Source organism: Enterobacter sp. WI-ESBL-E8, from assembly GCF_053364895.1.
In genome coordinates this window covers 3,550,433-3,566,310 of record NZ_JBRWXJ010000001.1, presented here as the reverse complement: position 1 = coordinate 3,566,310, position 15,878 = coordinate 3,550,433, and the positions used below count along the sequence as shown (strand labels likewise).

11 protein-coding genes are annotated in these 15,878 nt (G+C 58.2%); 4 read left to right on the top strand and 7 right to left on the bottom strand.

The features are described from left to right. Nucleotides 1–41: 41 nt before the first annotated feature. Complete coding sequence (gene narQ / locus ACWHWP_RS16860) at nucleotides 42–1,736, bottom strand: nitrate/nitrite two-component system sensor histidine kinase NarQ (RefSeq protein ID WP_447856046.1); 1,695 nt, start codon at nucleotides 1,734–1,736, stop codon at nucleotides 42–44. A gap of 152 nt (nucleotides 1,737–1,888) precedes the next feature. On the opposite strand from narQ, the gene aegA reads away from it, so the two are divergent. The 3 genes from aegA (at nucleotide 1,889) to ACWHWP_RS16845 (ending at nucleotide 5,674) form a co-directional block, all read left to right on the top strand. Next, nucleotides 1,889–3,856: a formate-dependent uric acid utilization protein AegA gene (gene aegA / locus ACWHWP_RS16855; protein ID WP_447856045.1), complete on the top strand. Its 1,968-nt coding sequence runs from the start codon at nucleotides 1,889–1,891 to the stop codon at nucleotides 3,854–3,856. Between the two features lie 75 nt (nucleotides 3,857–3,931). Next, nucleotides 3,932–4,525: a GDP-mannose pyrophosphatase NudK gene (nudK, locus tag ACWHWP_RS16850; protein ID WP_447856044.1), complete on the top strand. Its 594-nt coding sequence runs from the start codon at nucleotides 3,932–3,934 to the stop codon at nucleotides 4,523–4,525. Between the two features lie 105 nt (nucleotides 4,526–4,630). After that, nucleotides 4,631–5,674, top strand: coding sequence for a DUF1176 domain-containing protein (locus ACWHWP_RS16845; RefSeq protein ID WP_447856043.1), 1,044 nt, complete (start codon nucleotides 4,631–4,633; stop codon nucleotides 5,672–5,674). Between the two features lie 89 nt (nucleotides 5,675–5,763). On the opposite strand, the gene ygjK is transcribed toward ACWHWP_RS16845, so the two are convergent. From ygjK to ebgR, 6 genes are all read right to left on the bottom strand, one after another. Beyond that, nucleotides 5,764–8,109: an alpha-glucosidase gene (gene ygjK, locus ACWHWP_RS16840; protein WP_447856042.1), complete on the bottom strand. Its 2,346-nt coding sequence runs from the start codon at nucleotides 8,107–8,109 to the stop codon at nucleotides 5,764–5,766. Nucleotides 8,110–8,122: 13 nt separating this feature from the next. After that, on the bottom strand, nucleotides 8,123–9,181 hold the full coding sequence (gene ygjJ / locus ACWHWP_RS16835) for a protein YgjJ (RefSeq protein WP_063957755.1): 1,059 nt from the start codon (nucleotides 9,179–9,181) through the stop codon (nucleotides 8,123–8,125). Nucleotides 9,182–9,219: 38 nt separating this feature from the next. After that, the gene (locus tag ACWHWP_RS16830) at nucleotides 9,220–10,656 is read right to left on the bottom strand and encodes an amino acid permease (RefSeq protein WP_047346697.1); all 1,437 of its coding nucleotides are present in this window, start codon (nucleotides 10,654–10,656) and stop codon (nucleotides 9,220–9,222) included. Nucleotides 10,657–10,709: 53 nt separating this feature from the next. Further along, nucleotides 10,710–11,159, bottom strand: a complete 450-nt coding sequence (locus tag ACWHWP_RS16825) for a beta-galactosidase subunit beta (protein ID WP_059311958.1) — start codon at nucleotides 11,157–11,159, stop codon at nucleotides 10,710–10,712. Continuing rightward, nucleotides 11,156–14,239 carry a beta-galactosidase subunit alpha gene (ebgA, locus tag ACWHWP_RS16820; protein WP_447856041.1) on the bottom strand — a complete coding sequence of 1,028 codons (3,084 nt, stop codon included), beginning with the start codon at nucleotides 14,237–14,239 and terminating at the stop codon, nucleotides 11,156–11,158. The genes ACWHWP_RS16825 and ebgA overlap by 4 nt, the downstream gene beginning before the upstream one ends. Nucleotides 14,240–14,385: 146 nt before the next feature. Continuing rightward, nucleotides 14,386–15,369 (bottom strand): transcriptional regulator EbgR, encoded by a 984-nt coding sequence (ebgR, locus tag ACWHWP_RS16815; protein ID WP_047346694.1) that lies wholly within the window; start codon nucleotides 15,367–15,369, stop codon nucleotides 14,386–14,388. A 138-nt stretch (nucleotides 15,370–15,507) separates the two neighbouring features. On the opposite strand from ebgR, the gene ACWHWP_RS16810 reads away from it, so the two are divergent. Beyond that, nucleotides 15,508–15,840: a tRNA-binding protein gene (locus ACWHWP_RS16810; protein ID WP_047346693.1), complete on the top strand. Its 333-nt coding sequence runs from the start codon at nucleotides 15,508–15,510 to the stop codon at nucleotides 15,838–15,840. Nucleotides 15,841–15,878 lie beyond the last annotated feature (38 nt).

Below are 15,878 nucleotides of genomic sequence, written 5' to 3'. Positions count from 1 at the left end.
TAAATTATCATGCGCTTTTCCCTGCGCTTCCTCCTTTACCGTTATTTACCCGCCGGTGCCTCAGGTACGGGGAACGTGACGCTGACCAGCGTGCCGCCGTTTTGCGGCTGCGAAAAATGCAGCGCTCCCCCAAGCCGCTGCGCGCGTTCACGCATAATGTTCAGGCCGTAATGCCCCGGCGGCTCGCTGGCCTCGCCAATCCCGATGCCGTTGTCACGAATGCTGACGCTGTTCGTACCGTCCGCTGCCGTCACGCAGCTCACCGCGATTTCGCTGGCCTGCGCGTGCTTAATGGCGTTCAGCACGGCCTCGCGTACGATCTGTAAAAGATGCACTTGCTTTTGCGCGTCGAGCGCCAGCGAGGAGAGGCGGCAGTCGAGATGCAGCTTAGCCTGCGTCTGGCTCTGCAGGGCATCGAGGGACTCCTGCAGCGCCGCGGGTAAATTCGCGTGGTTCAGCGTGAGCCGGAAGGTGGTGAGCAATTCGCGCAGCTGCTGCCAGGCGTTGTTAAGCTCGCGGGAGAAGTCAGTGATGATGGTCTGCGCCGGGGCGTTTTCCTCCGGCACGACGCGCTTAAGCAGGGCAAGCTGAATGCGCAGATACGACAGCACCTGCGCCAGCGAATCATGCAGCTCGCGAGCGATGGTGGCGCGCTCTTCCATTAGCAGCAACTGCTGGTAATGCTTCTGTGCCTGGTTAAAGTACAGCCCGCGCCCGAGCATGGTTGCCACGCTTCGCATCAGCGGGAGGGGAACGCTGTCCGTCTCGCTTTGCCAGCGCAGCTCGCCGTAAAGGGTGTCCTGCATCAATACCGGCAGATTTTGCAGCGGGAGGCCGCGTGACTCCGTCCCTTCACACACCCGCCAGTCGTCGCTGGTGCGCAGCTCCAGATAACTCATCTGCGTATAGTCATGGACAATTTGCAGGATATGCCGGAAGCAGTGGCTGTCTATCTGGCCGGTATTCAGCGCCTGAGAGCACTTGAACAGCATGTCGAGCTGCTGGTGGGCGTCATGCAAATGCCGCGTCTTTTCCGCAACCGAGGCTTCAAGCGAGCGGTAGAGCGTGGCTAACTCGGCGGACATGTGGTTAAAGGCGCGCGAGAGCTGGCCCAGCTCGTTCGGCAGGGCGGTATCCGGCGCAGGGGTCGCAAACTCACCTCGCTCAATTCGCTCGCTGGCCGCCACCAGATTGTTCAGCGGCAATACCACCTGGCGACGGATGCGCCGCAGGGTAAACAGCGTCAGCAGCAGGATCCCAAGCGCGCCCGCCAGCGAGAGCAGGGTGACCGTCTGAATTTTATGTTCGGTGTAGTGCTGCAGGGCAAGCACGAAGGCATCAATGCGGCCGACAAAATCGCCAATGTGGCTTTGATACCACGCGCTGTCGCCGTGGGCGATGCGCGTGTCCATCTCCAGCCAGGCCACGTGCAGCTGCTGATAGCGTGCTTTCACGTTGTCCGGAACGTACCAGCGGTTCAGCTTCTGCAGGGCAGGCGCGCTCAGCGTCTGTTGCCAGTTCTCGCGATGCGCGGCAAGGGAAGGGCTGTTGCGCTGCATCTCGTAGCCCAGGCGATAGCTCTGCATGCGCAGTGAGCCCGCGATATTAATGGCTTCGGCGTCACGCTGGCTGCTGGCAAGCGTCAGCAGCGAGACGGTGCTGGTCAGCACGGATAAAACAATGATCGAAAAGAAAGCCCAGGCAAGGCTTCCGGAAACGGGTCGTTTAACGGTCACAGAACGGCTCTCTGAATAAAATTGATCTGCCACAGGTTCACTGGAAATAATTGGGCATCCTGGGCATTTGAACATTGCCCGATCGCGCCGTGATGCGTAAATACCATATTCATACAAAGAATAAGGTTATTGAACCAAAAACAGGTGTGGATATGAATCGTTTTATTATGGCTGACAGCCAGCAATGCATTGGGTGTCGCGCCTGTGAAGTGGCCTGCGTGATGGCGCACAACGGTGAGCAGCACGTCCTGAGCGAGCGCCATTTTCATCCCCGTATTACGGTCCTGCGAGCCGGCGAGAAACGAAGCCCCGTCACCTGCCATCACTGCGAAAACGCGCCCTGCGCGCAAAGCTGCCCGAACGGCGCCATCAGCAAATGCGATGACAGCGTACAGGTGAACCAACAAAAATGCATCGGCTGTAAGGCCTGCGCGGTGGCCTGCCCGTTTGGCACGATGGAAATTATCGTCACCCCGCTCGGCAGCAGCGGCGTGAAGGCCTCGGCGAACAAATGCGATCTCTGCCAGACGCGACCAAACGGCCCGGCCTGTATCGAAAACTGCCCGGCAGACGTCCTCTCCCTGGCGACGCCCGCCGTCCTGGACAATCTGGCAAAATCGCGCCGACAGCGCGCTGCCAGCCTGGAGGCGCGGCCCTGGCATGCGGAGGCCGTCAGAGAGGACGTCCCGCGCACTAAGCTGCAGCAGATGCAAACAACCCCGCCACGCGGCGAGCCCGACAAGCTGGCTGGCGCAGAGCGCGTGGGCCATTTTAACGAAATCTACCTGCCGTTCCGGGCCGAGCAGGCAGCCCGCGAGGCGTCGCGCTGCCTGACGTGCGGCGAGCACAGCATTTGCGAATGGACCTGCCCGCTGCACAACCACATCCCGCAGTGGATTGAGCGCCTCAGCGCGGGGGACATTGCCGGCGCGGTCGAGCTTTCTCATCAGACTAACTGTTTACCTGAAATTACCGGCCGCGTCTGTCCGCAGGACCGTTTATGCGAAGGGGCCTGCACAATCCGTGACGAGTCGGGCTCCGTGACCATCGGTAACATCGAGCGCTATATCGCCGAACGGGCGCTGGCGATGGGCTGGCGGCCGGATTTGTCCGCCGTCACGCCGTCAGGTAAGCGTGTCGCGATTGTCGGCGCGGGGCCTGCCGGGCTGGCGTGCGCCGACGTGCTGGCGCGCAGCGGCGTGAGCGTGACGGTTTATGACCGGCATCCGGAAATCGGCGGGTTGCTGACCTTTGGCATCCCTGCGTTCAAGCTGGACAAATCGCTGCTCGCGCGGCGCAGAGAGATATTCACCGCGATGGGGATCCGCTTTGAGCTGAACTGCGAGGTGGGGCAGGACGTGTCGATGTCACGGTTAAAGAACGAGTACGACGCCCTGTTTATTGGCGTGGGCACCTATCGCTCGATGAAGGCGGGTATCCCGCACGAAGACGCGCCAGGGGTCTATGACGCGCTGCCTTTCCTGGTGGGCAATACGCGGCATGTTATGGGGCTGGAGGAGTCGGCCAGCGAACCGTTCATCGACACCCGTGGCTTAAACGTGGTGGTGCTGGGCGGGGGCGATACCGCGATGGACTGCGTCCGCACCGCGTTACGCCACGGCGCGGCGAACGTCACCTGCGCCTATCGTCGGGATGAGGCCAATATGCCGGGGTCGAAGAAAGAGGTGAAGAACGCCAGAGAAGAGGGCGCGGCGTTTGAATTTAACGTCCAGCCGGTCGAGCTGACGCTGGATCCTGACGGAAAGGTCAACGGTATCCGGATGCTGCGTACCGCGCTCGGTGAGCCGGATGCGCAGGGGCGGCGGCGTCCCGTTCCGGTGGCGGGGAGCGAGTTTGTGATGGCCGCTGATGCGGTCATTATGGCGTTTGGTTTTAACCCGCACGCGATGTCGTGGCTGCAGGCGCAGGGCGTTGAAACGGACGAGCGCGGGCGGATTATTGCCTCGGTTGAGAGCCGCTACCGTTACCAGACGACCAACCCGCAAATTTTCGCCGGGGGTGATGCGGTACGCGGTGCGGATCTGGTGGTGACCGCCATGGCGGAAGGGCGTCACGCGGCGCAGGGGATACTCGACTGGCTGGGAGTCAGTGCGCCATAACACCATTAAACAGGCGGGCGACAAAGCGGGATTCACGGCGTAGTATAGGGCGACTCATTATGTTGTGGAGCCCGTATGACCCTGAAAATTGACGTTATCAAAGACAAAATTCTCTCTGAAAACTACTTTGTCCTGCGTAACATCACCTACGATCTTACGCGTAATAACGGTGAAGTGATCCGCCACAAACGCGAGGTCTACGACCGCGGCAACGGGGCAACCATTTTGCTCTATAACCGTGAAAAGCAGAGCGTGGTGCTGATCCGTCAGTTCAGGGTGGCGACATGGGTTAACGGCAACCCTGACGGACGTCTGATTGAAACCTGCGCGGGCCTGCTCGATGACGATGAGCCGGAAGTTTGCATCCGCAAGGAGGCCATAGAAGAAACCGGCTTCGAAGTGGGCGAGGTCAAAAAGGTCTTCGAGCTGTTTATGTCGCCCGGCGGCGTGACGGAAATCGTTCACTTCTTCATTGCGGAATACAGCGACGCGCAGCGCACCCACCGGGGCGGTGGCGTAGAGGATGAAGATATTGAAGTGCTGGAGCTCCCCTTTTCGCGGGCGCTGGAGATGATGCGTTCAGGCGAAATCAGGGATGGTAAAGCAGTGATACTACTGCAGTATTTACAGACAACCGGGTTGATGAATAGCGCTTTTGAACGGATATAGTGTGTTTTTCAGATAAATCTATCCGATAAATCCGATTGAGCCATCGCGGCGGGAACACGAAGATACTGCCCAGTTAAGCGTTTTCGTTCCGGGATTGTGTCATTCATGCGCTACAGCGTCTTTTTATTTTCCCTGTTTTGCGTGCTCCTCGCGCCGCAGGTGCGGGCTGCGCCCGCGCAGCAAGCCTTCTCTGACTGGCAGGTGACCTGCAATAACCAGAACTTTTGCCTTGCGCGCAACACGGGCGAGCACCGCGGTCTGGTCATGACGCTCACCCGTAGCGCCGGGGCGAAAACGGATGCCACGCTGCGTATCGATCTCGGCGGACTTGAAACGCCCTCCGTCAAAGAGCCAGAAATTTCCTCCCGGCTGCTGCTGGATAACGCCCCCCTGAAGCTGGACAGGCAGCACTGGCAGCTCGCGCCCTGGCATCTGAAAACGGACGATGCGGCCACCATTACCGCCTTTCTGAAAAACATCCAGGAAGGGAAAGCCCTGACCCTGCGCGACGGCAAGCAGGTCATTTCCCTGAGCGGTTTGAAAGCGGCGCTGCTGTTCATTGATGCCCAGCAAAAGCGCGTCGGCAGCGAAACCGCATGGATTAAAAAGGGTGACGATCCGCCGTTAAGCGTGCCGCCCGCACCCGCCCTGAAAAAAGTGGCTGTCGTGAACCCCACCCCAACACCGCTTTCCCACGCTGAACTGAACGACCTGCTGGATTATGGTACCGGGCGGATGAACAGCAGCCAGTGCTCGCTGGATCCTAACCGCCGGGAAGTGCGCGTTACCGCGTTAACCGATGATAAAGCGCTGCTGATCGTCAGTTGCGAGGCGGGGGCCTATAACACGGTCGATCTGGCGTGGCTGGTATCACGTAAGAAACCCTTCTCCGCCCGTAGCGTCAGGCTGCGGCTGCCGTTTACGCCGTCAAGCGACAGCAGCGAAATGGAGTTAATGAACGCCAGCTTCGATGAGAAAACGCGCGAACTGACCACGCTGGCACTGGGGCGCGGTGTGGGGGATTGCGGGATCCAGACGCGCTGGCGCTTTGACGGCCAGCGTTTTCGCCTGGTGCGTTATGCCGAAGAGCCCAGCTGTGATAGCTGGAACGGGCCAGATGCCTGGCCGACGCTGTGGATCACGCGCTAGCTTTTAGCCGCCTTACCCGGCCAGCAACACATCCGAAACGTAGGCCGGGTAAGCGACAGCGCCACCCGGCAAAGCAGACCGCACTCTGGTCACTGTTTACGGAAAAAGTCGTTATACAGCATGTACAGATGCGCAGCGCTCCAGGAGAAGTTGGGGGCGCCTTGCTGCGCGCCGGTCAGCGGATTGTAGTTTTCCTGGATCGGGCCGTCGGACGTTAACCCCTTTGCGTGCTTGAAGAAGTTTTCAGCCAGCGTTTGTGCCTGTTCCCGATAGCCATAGCGTTCCATCCCTTTCAGGCCAAACCAGAACTGGTCGACCCAGACCCGCCCGCGCCAGTAGATATCCGGGCCAAATGCCGGGTTGGTTAGTGCGGCAGTTCCGAGCGGCACATACGTGTTAAACTCTTTCGGATCCAGCATCACCTTCACCACGGCATCAGCATGCTCCTGCGTTGCCGCGCCGTTAAACAGCGGCGACCAGCCCTCCGGGCCTTTACCGCGCTCGACGATCGGTTTGCCCGCACAACCGTTGGCCAGCGGTTTATCCTCAATGCGGATGTCATAGTAAAAACCGCTTTTCGCGTCGAACATGCAGGTATTGATGTAGATCGCGAGCTTATCCGCCAGTTTGCGGTAGCGGCTGGCCTCCTGCTCTTTACCCAGCAGGCTCGCCATCTGCGCCAGATAGTGGTTGTCGCTGTACATATAGCTCGCCTGGTCGACGGACTCCTGCAGCAGCGAATAGCCCAGTAGCCTGCCCTCTTTGTCGCGGTTTTCGGCAAACTTCACCGTCCAGTCGCTGCGCTTGCCGCCGTTTTCGACGTATTTATCCAGCTGGGCTTTATCGATAAAGCCGAAGACGGCGGCGTCATCGCGCCCCGATTCCCACGAGGCCGCAACCTGCGCCGGGATCTCCAGGCTGTCGTAATGGCCTTTATCGACCACGCGGGCATAGTTGTTCAGGCCGGAAAGCGACTCTTCTTTATCGCCTTTTTTCACCGTAAAGAGCATTTCGCCGCTGGCGGTATTATGGGCTTTATCACGCGTCGCGCCGTACTCCGGCACGCCGTTGCCGTTATGGTCGCGGTTGCGCAGCCACCAGTCGTGATAGGCCACCAGTTTAGGGTACATTTCCGCCAGCCAGGCCTTGTCCCGGGTGGTGTTGTACACCTCCATCACCGACCACGCGGCCAGGCTCGGCTTGGTATTGCGCTCGTTCCAGTTGCCGCCGTCGCCGCCGCGTTCCGGACTCAGGTTCCAGGCGATGAGATCCGGCACAAAGCCGGCATCCTGCGGACGCACCGGATCGTCAGGTTTGATTTGCCAGGAGAAGACCGCGCGAATGTTCTCTTTGGCGATATCCGGGTTGAAATGCGACATGGCAAACGCCTGTTTCCAGGTATCCCACGGCCAGGTCTGGTTGCCGGAGAACCAGCGTCCGGTGACGGATGGCGTCACCGTGTTATAGCGCACCGCTCCGCCAGGCGAACGCCAGTTGCCGTTCAGCGTTTCGATGGCTTTCACCGCCACGCGGGTTTGCTCGGGCGTCGCGTTTGGGTTGGTTAACCCTTTCTGCAAATAGCCTTCCCAGCGCCGCTGCGAGGCCGTCATATAGAAGGCCGGGCGCGCCAGAATATCGCGGATCTGCATCTGCTCGCGCTTCGCCTCATCGACGTTGAGCAGATGGGAGTAGGTGGTGTACAGCGTGGTGCTGCCGGTAATATGCGCCCGGCTGGTAAAGCGATGCCCGTCGACGGTGGTCTCGACGGGGATGGATTTATGCACCTGATATTCGGAGCTGCCGGAGGTCAGCAGATCCCATGTGGAACGCACCTTGCCAAAGGTCACCTTCAGGCCGTCACGCGCGGGGACCAGCCTGCGCTGATAGTCCGGATACGCGCCGTCGACAGTTTTATCCGACAGCGGTTTGCCCGCTTTGGCCTCCAGCTTCTCCAGCAGTTCGCCGTCCCACACCAGGTCGAGCGGTGCCTTGCTGGTGATGCGGGTTTCCAGCAGCGAGGTGCGCGCGGTGGCAAAGCGCAGCGTCATCGCGATCTGCACGTCTTTGGCGCTCAGCGTCTGCACCAGCGCGCCGGGAATGCTGTAGGCCTCGAGGGTAAAATCGACTTTTTTGCCGTTCTGATACACGCTCAGGCGATCGAAATTCGTCGCCATAAAGTTGATGTACTCTTCGGTGAGCAGCGCTACGCCGGGAAATCCTCCCTGAGTCTGCGGCCCATCCGGCAGCAAATGCCCATGCCAGGCACCCAAATCGAAAAAGGGGTTAAATCGCTGGTGGTCGTCATCGTCAAAATCGTGCATATACGCCGGTGCACCGGCGCGGTTGATGACGTTTTTAAAATCATCTGGGGCGGCGGCGTGGGCCGAAAAACTGAGCGCCAGCGCGCAGGCCAGCGGTGTAAGGCTGAGTTTCATGGGGAAGATCCTTTTACCAGTAAAAGTATTGCATCAGGAAGACCCGGTCGCTCGGGTCGCCGGAGGCATTTTTCATATAGAACCGGCTGTCGGCTGCGGTAGCAAAGCGCCCATCGCCGTACTCGTACCAGATACCGAACTGCATAAACGAGGTCGTTTCATCGGCGGCATTGTCCGGGCGGTGCTTTGCATAGCTGTAAGCGGTGGAGAGATAAACGCCTTTTAACGCTTCAACCATGGCGCTGACCATATAGCCGGTCTCAGTGCCGGAGACGTCCTTGCCGCTGGCCCGCCCGGTGTGATGCCAGGCGCGCGCCGCCAGATTGGGCGACAGAATGCCGGTTAAAAAGAGCTGACCGGTGCCGTCGGTGACCTCAAGCCCGTTCATCCAGGTGACGTCTTTGACGAGGTCATACTGGATATAGCCGTTGGCCATCGCCGGATAGGTATACTTATCGTCATAGCGATCGTATTTACCAAAGTGCAGCCAGGCTTTGCTCTCGTCATGGTGCCCCGCAGGCGTGGCGGTGACGCTATAGCGCAGGTTTCCCGAGCGGTTTTGTACCTTTAGCGCATACATAATGTCGCGGGTGTTGGGGATCACGTAGCCCAGGTCGGGCGTGAAATCCCCCCACCACTGCAGGTCATCGAGGGAGGAGTCCTGACGCAGGCTCAGCATGATTTCGGTATTGCCGTCAGTTTTGTAGCCGCCGTAAAAGCGGTTAAGCCCACCTTCGAATCCGCCCCAGCTGTGGTCGGGCACCCAGGCGTTGCCCTGATGGTCCGCCTGTACGGTCCAGCCCTCGCCGTAAATCAGGCCGAACCAGTGCCCGTGCTTCATTTCCAGACCACCCTCAATATAGGTGCCGTCACTGTATTTATGTTTATCCTGACCTTCTAAATCCATATATCCGCCGACCCCCAGTTCGCCATAAAAACGAAATGACGGAGAGGTGATTTCAGGCGTTTTGGTATCGTCGTGCTCGGCTGGCCGCGCCTCTTCTGCGGCAAATGACGGGCAGCAGAAGGAGAGGGCGGCCAGCGCCCAGAACGTTTTAGTTTTAATTGTCATACACTCATCCCAAAGAAAAAATATCCCTGCCTGCCGTATTACTGACTATTCGAGGCCGGTGATGCTTCAATATGTTGTTGTTCTTTTGATAATCCTCTGACGTATTTGCTGTATTTCCACCAGGCAAATCCGAGGAATAAAACAATGCCGCCGACGTTATAGAAAATAATCGTCAGAATATTGCCCCCGGTAGGGAAGGTTGAGGCCACAAAGCCGATGGCGAATATCACAATCAGCATCGACACCACCACCATGCCCGTGGTGCGTGAGCCCATTTTGAAATCGCGCGGGAGATGATCGAGCCTGCGACGCAGGTTCAGGTAAGCCAGCATGATGAACAGCGGCGGTAACATCGACGCGGCCGCGGTCATATTGATCACGGTATTCATCAGCTCCTGCGCGGTATTGGACCCCATGGTTGGGATAATCATTAACGGAATGACGATCAGATACTGGATCCACGCCGCCCGCGCCGGTACGCCGTTCTCGTTCAGCGCCACGGTTTTTGGCCCAAAAATGCCGCTCGGGATTTCAGAGAAGAAGATTTTGACCGGCGTTGCGGTCCACATCAGCAGCGAGCCGAACATCGCGGTAAAGGAGACCAGGCCGACAAAGCGGTTCATCAGCACTTCCGGCAGGCCAAACCACACCGCCAGGCCGTGGAATACCTGCACCGAGCCGCCGGTAAATTTCAGCTCTTTACTGCTGATGAAGACGTTAATCAGCACCGAGGAGATGGAGTAGAGCACGCCGATGAAAATCCCCGCCAGAATGATCACCTTCACGAAGGATTTTGAACCGCCCTTGACGTCGTTAACGTACACGGCAACGGACTCTGCGCCCCCGGCGGCCATGAATATCCAGGTGGTGATGCCGAGGAAGGCCCAGTTGAAGTTGGGGATCATCGCGTCAACGGTAATCGGGTCGGCTGGCTGCACGCCGCCCACCAGCGCCGCACCGGCCAGCAGAATATAGGAGAGGGTCAGCAGCAGCATGAGCGTAGAGGTCACTGAGGTGATCGGCCCCAGCATTTTTGCCCCGTTGGTGGACACCCAGGTCGAGAAGGCGAACAGCACCATGCTCAGTACCGTGGTGGCGAACGGCGTAAGAATGTACTCATAGCCCAAAAAGGCGTAAGAGGCGTAGGCGATGACGCGCGGCAATAACGAGGTGAAGAAGAACAGGTTCACGAACCAGTAGGTGTAGGCGGTAATAAACGCCCAGCGCCCGCCCAGCGAACTTTTCACCCAGGCGTACACGCCCGCTTCGGAGTTTTTATTCAGGGAGACAAACTCCGCGATGATTAAGCAGAAAGGAATAAAGTAGAACAGGGTGGCTAAAAAGAACATCGGCGCCGAGGCAAGCCCCAGCTCGATATTGTTGTTGATAACGTTGTTAAAACTGAATACGGCGGCAAACGTCAGCGACAGCAGGCCGAATTTGCCGATGGTATTACGCTTGGTAGTTTCAGACATAACATATCTCCGGGTACGAGGAGGGCGGTGCTTCATTGGCACCGCTGGATTTTTTATTTGTTATGGAAATAGCCGTCTTCGATGGTCACATAGAGGACGACTTTTTTTGCCGGCGTTTCGCTGATAAAGCGATACGCCTCGTGGTTTTCACAAATCACGATTTGCCCCTCGCGCACCTGTTCGGTTTGACCCACGCCTTTCAGGTATTCGCGGTCGGTTTCATCGCGGTAGCACTCCACAAGCTGAAGGGTGTCCTTTGCGGCGTACTCAATTTTCTGTGCGCCCTGCAGGTAGTAATGCACCTCGAAATAGCGGCGATGGCCAACGAACAGCGCGTCGGTGCTGGCATCGCAGGCCACGCGGTAGGCCAGCGAATCGCCAATTGAGTGGGCAACGCCGGGCTGGATGTGGTCGCTATTGTTGATGGCCTCTGCGCAGCGCTGCCATTTACGGCCCGTGCGATAACGCTGCTGGAACTGCTCCAGGCTGTCGAGAACGATCATTTGTCTGCCTCGCTGTGTGAATTCATGGAAAAGAAACCGGTGCCGAACCGATGGCGCGCCAGCGTCTGCGCGGCGGTTTGTCCGCCTTCCAGCGGAAGCAGGGTGAAGCCGTAGCGGAACGGCCTGAACCAGACGCGCCAGGTGTCCAGCACTTCGCTTCCCCAGGAGTTGGAGCCCAAACCCAGGAGCTGATGGTCAAGGTTGAGGGTGATGTCATCGCAGCGACGCAGTTCGTTGCAGTGCTGCGCGGCGTGAATGTCCTCTGCCGTGTAGTGCCAGGCGCTGAAGTGAACAGGTTGCTCAGGCACCACCAGCAGGCCGCTGCCGCGACGGTTGGCGAGCGTAGCCCAGCGCACCTGCTGGCGGTTGCCGTTGTTCTGCGGGAACGGGTAGTTTTCAAACATCTCATCCACCGTGGTGTGCCACAGATCGATAGTGCTGGCCTGCTGGCTGTCCGGGTAGTTCTCACCGGGCCCGCGTCCGTAGTAGCTCACCTGGTCGAATTCGCCGTTGATGCCGAGGGTAAAGCCGATGCAAGGAATAATGTGCGGGTAATCGCCGTAGCGTTCACCGCTCAGCTCAACGTTAATTTGCCCGTCGGCGGCAATGCGCCAGCGATAGGTGCAGCGCATGCCAAAATCAAACACCGGCGGGGCGATCAGCGTGCGGGTGGTAATGATGACCGCATCGTCGTGCTGCTCGACCTCAAAACCGCGCAGGTGCTCCTGCATAATCTGCAGGTGGTTGGGTTGCCACAGCCCCTCATACTCCTGCTTGTGGTTATCAATCATCGGTTTGAAAAAGTTTATTTTCGGTTCACGGGTGAGGTTTTCCTCACCGTTAACCTGCCAGGACCAGAGTTTCCCCGTCACTTTTGAGAAGCGTGCGCGGAAGTTATGTCCGGTCACGCTGCAGCTCAGGCGGTCCTCTTCCAGCAGCAGCGGCGTCGCGTTGGCGTTAATAAACGGCGTGGCGTGATCCGTGCGCGCTTTTAGCGGGAATTGATACACCGCGATCTCGTGCCCGGCTTCGCTGTAGCGCGTGCGGCTGTTTTTGCTGATGCGCACGGTCAGGAACATTTCGCGCTCGTCGGGGGCGGGCAGGTCCAGAGGCATGCTGCGCGCGCTGTTGGGCCCGAGGCCAGTGATATGCAGCGGCTGGCTGTAAAGCGTTTCCCCTTCCGCACGCACCTCCACGAGCAGGGTGTAATCATCCAGCGTGGTAAACCAGAAGCGGTTTTCAACGTGCAGCTCGCCGTTCTGCCAGCGCAGCTTGACCGGGGCAATCACCTGCTTATATTCACGCAGCCCGGGGCCTGGCGTTTGGTCTGAGTAGATCAGCCCGTCGAGACAGAAGTTGTAATTATTCGGGTAGTCACCAAAGTCGCCGCCGTAGGCGTAGTACGTATTGCCGCTGGCATCTGCCGCCTGAATACCGTGGTCGCACCACTCCCAGACGTAGTGGCCCTGAATGCAGTCGTGGCGATCGAAGACGTTTTGATACTCCGTCAACCCGCCCGGGCCGTTGCCCATCGCATGGGCGTATTCGCAGATAATTCGCGGTTTTGCGTGGGGATATTCACCGAACAGATTCATCAGCGGCACGCGGGTGTACATGGTCGAGATGATATCAACCACCTCGGCGTCGCGATCTTCTTCGTAGTGCAGCAGGCGCGTGTCATCCAGCGCCTTTGCCGCCCGGGCCATGGCGCGGATATTACAGCCGTAGCCGGACTCGTTTCCAAGCGACCAGATGATGATTGAAGGATGGTTTTTCTGGGCGTGGATATGGCGCACGATGCGCTCAACGTAAACGGGCTCCCACGCCGGATCGTCCGTGATGCGGCTCAGATCGCCGACGTTGGCAAAGCCGTGAGATTCCACGTCCGTTTCCGCCATCACGAACAGGCCGTAGATGTCGCACAGCTCGTAGAAGCGCGGATCGTTAGGGTAGTGGGCGGTGCGTACCGAGTTGATGTTGTGCTGCTTCATCAGGATCAGGTCGCGCTCGACGCGATCCATCCCTACGGCGCGGCCCTTCTGGTGATCGTTATCGTGGCGGTTCACGCCGTGCAGCTTCAGGTAGCGGTTGTTCACGTAGAACACGCCGTCGCACACCTTGATGTCGCGGAATCCGACGCGCTGCGGGATCACTTCCAGCACCTGTCCGTGCGCGTCTTTTAACGTCATCACAAGATGGTAAAGGTACGGTGATTCCGCAGACCACTGCTGAGGCCGTTTGACCTCAATGCTGAAGGCCGTTTCCGCGCTGCGGGCCACGGTCAGGCTGCCGGTCGTGCCCTGGTGGAGCACTACCTCGCCATCGTACAGGGCATACTCCAGCGTCACGGCTGATGCCTGCGGGGCCAGGTTTTCCAGCTCCAGCTGACAGAAGAGGGTGGCGTCCTGATACGCCTCGTCGAAGGTGGTTCTGACGGTGAAATCGCGCACGTGAGCAGGATTTTTTCCGACCAGGTAGACGTCGCGGAAAATGCCGGCCGTCCACCACATGTCCTGGTCTTCAATGTAGGTGGAGTCCGCCCACTGCATCACCCGCACGCACAGCAGGTTTTGCCCGCTATGCACCGCGTGGCTGATGTCAAACTCGGCGGTCAACCTGCTGCCTTTGCTAAAGCCAATGTACTGACCATTCACGTAGACTTCGAAATAGGTTTCGACGCCGTCAAACTTGATGAGGGTCTGCTTACCCTGCCAGCCGTCCGATAGCGTGAAGTGGCGCTGATATGCCCCGGTGGGGTTATCCGCGGGCACCCGGGGGACATCCACCGGGAAGGGGAAGCCTTCGTCGGTGTATTGCAGCTGGCCGTGGCCTTCCATCTGCCACATGGCCGGCACGGTGATGTCGTCCCAGCCGGTTATGTACTCTGAGGTGAAGCTTTCCGGGACATAGAGCGGATGCGTGAAAAAACGAAAATTCCACTGGCCGCTGAGTGATAAAAAGCGGCTGCTGGCTTCGCGGGCAAAGGTGCGAGCCTGCGCGACGGTATCATATGAGAAGAAGTACGCACGCGGCGGGAGCCGGTTCTCGTGCGTGAGTTGAATATTTTCCCAGCGATTCATGCTATCTCCCTGTAGGGGTAAAACATCATTGCTGAGAAGTTTAGTAAAATATTTACTAAATAAAATCAGTAAAACCGATTTGCTTTAACTCGATCACGAAATAAAAAAATGCCGGGCATGCCCGGCTGGGTGTTGAGCGTGGGGGATTAACGGGTCGTGCCGCGCAGCTTCAGCACGCTCGGGACAAAGACCTGCAGCGGCAGCGCTCGGCCGTCGCGGGATTTTTCCAGCAGCAGGTTAACCCCCTGGCTGCCCATCATTTCCGAGTGGATGCGCACGGTAGAGAGCGGTGGAAAGGTGAAGCGGGCGGTCGGGATATCGTTCACGCTGATGAGCGAAATGTCCTCGGGGATCGCCAGCCCTTTTTCATGAATAGCGCGCAATACGCCGATGGCTATCGAATCAGAGGCGACAAACAGCGCGTCAGGCCAGCTTGCCTGCGCCAGCATGGTTTTTGCCAGTTCATACCCGGACGAACTGGAAAAGCCGCCGCGCCAGATGTCCTGTTCTGACACCACCCCTTTCAGGCGGCCATACTCCACGAAAGCGGCTTCGCGGATATCGGCTTTTCCGGGCTCATCTTCCCCGCCAATAAAGCCAATACGCTTAACGTTTTGATGAATAAAGAAATCAACGATCTGCTTGCTGATGCGCGAGAGGTCAATGTCGACGGAATCGTACCCGCTGCCGGGCTCGTGAAAATCGATAAAGCAGACGTTGTCCGTTAAGGCCATCGCGGTACGGCGAATCGCCGAGGAGGGCTTGCCAACGATCAGTACGCCGGTGAGTTTTTTAATCTCAGGCAGGGTGGCGTTGGCGTAGCAGTTGCTCAGCTCGACGCCCAGTTTTTCACACTGCGTCTCAATCCCGTGGCGGATGGCAAGGTAGTAAGGGTCGTTAATCTCCAGCTCTTGCTGGTAGCTGTAGAGTGCCAGAATGTGTTGCTGACCCACCGCAGCAGACTGCATTTTGCGCGACGTGCTGCTCTTATATTCCAGCTTTTCTGCAATCTCCAGAATGCGGTGTTTGGTCTCTTCTTTTACGTTCAACGTTGGGTCATCGTTTAAAACCCGGGATACCGTCGCCAGCGAAACGCCAGCCTCCGTCGCGATGTCTTTGAGCGTTGCCATGTTTGTCCTTATTCCCCCACGTGGTAACCCATTGTAAAGGATGAATCAGGACATGCATCCGTTTTTAGTAAATATCCTGCCCATTGATTCCGGCAAATACCGTGCTAGTATTTAGTAAAATTTTACCAAGGAGAGAGCATGGAAACGGTAGCTTACGATGACTTTGCAAAGCTGGAGATCCGCGTGGGGACGATCGTGGACGTTAAGCGCCACGCTAACGCAGACAAACTCTATATCGCGCAGATTGATGTGGGCGGCAGAACGCTGCAAACCGTCACCAGCCTGGTGCCGTATTACCGGGAAGAGGAGTTGATGGGAAAAACGGTGGTGGTGCTGTGCAATCTGGCGAAAGCGAAGATGCGCGGCGAAACGTCTGAATGCATGTTGCTCTGCGCGGAAACCGATGACGCCAGCGAAAGCGTGTTGTTAACGCCGGAGCGGGCGATGGCGGCGGGCGTGCGGGTGGTATAAAAAAGGGTGGCAATGCCACCCGATTGTGTAGGCCCGGT

Excerpts from the sequence above, each read along its gene's own strand:
- nudK (WP_447856044.1), top strand. The coding sequence starts at position 3,932 with ATGACCCTGAAAATTGACGTTATCAAAGACAAAATTCTCTCTGAAAAC.
- ebgR (WP_047346694.1), bottom strand. The coding sequence starts at position 15,369 with ATGGCAACGCTCAAAGACATCGCGACGGAGGCTGGCGTTTCGCTGGCG.
- ACWHWP_RS16825 (WP_059311958.1), bottom strand. The coding sequence starts at position 11,159 with ATGATCGTTCTCGACAGCCTGGAGCAGTTCCAGCAGCGTTATCGCACG.
- ACWHWP_RS16810 (WP_047346693.1), top strand. The coding sequence starts at position 15,508 with ATGGAAACGGTAGCTTACGATGACTTTGCAAAGCTGGAGATCCGCGTG.
- ACWHWP_RS16845 (WP_447856043.1), top strand. The coding sequence starts at position 4,631 with ATGCGCTACAGCGTCTTTTTATTTTCCCTGTTTTGCGTGCTCCTCGCG.
- aegA (WP_447856045.1), top strand. The coding sequence starts at position 1,889 with ATGAATCGTTTTATTATGGCTGACAGCCAGCAATGCATTGGGTGTCGC.
- ebgA (WP_447856041.1), bottom strand. The coding sequence starts at position 14,239 with ATGAATCGCTGGGAAAATATTCAACTCACGCACGAGAACCGGCTCCCG.
- ACWHWP_RS16830 (WP_047346697.1), bottom strand. The coding sequence starts at position 10,656 with ATGTCTGAAACTACCAAGCGTAATACCATCGGCAAATTCGGCCTGCTG.
- ygjJ (WP_063957755.1), bottom strand. The coding sequence starts at position 9,181 with ATGACAATTAAAACTAAAACGTTCTGGGCGCTGGCCGCCCTCTCCTTC.
- ygjK (WP_447856042.1), bottom strand. The coding sequence starts at position 8,109 with ATGAAACTCAGCCTTACACCGCTGGCCTGCGCGCTGGCGCTCAGTTTT.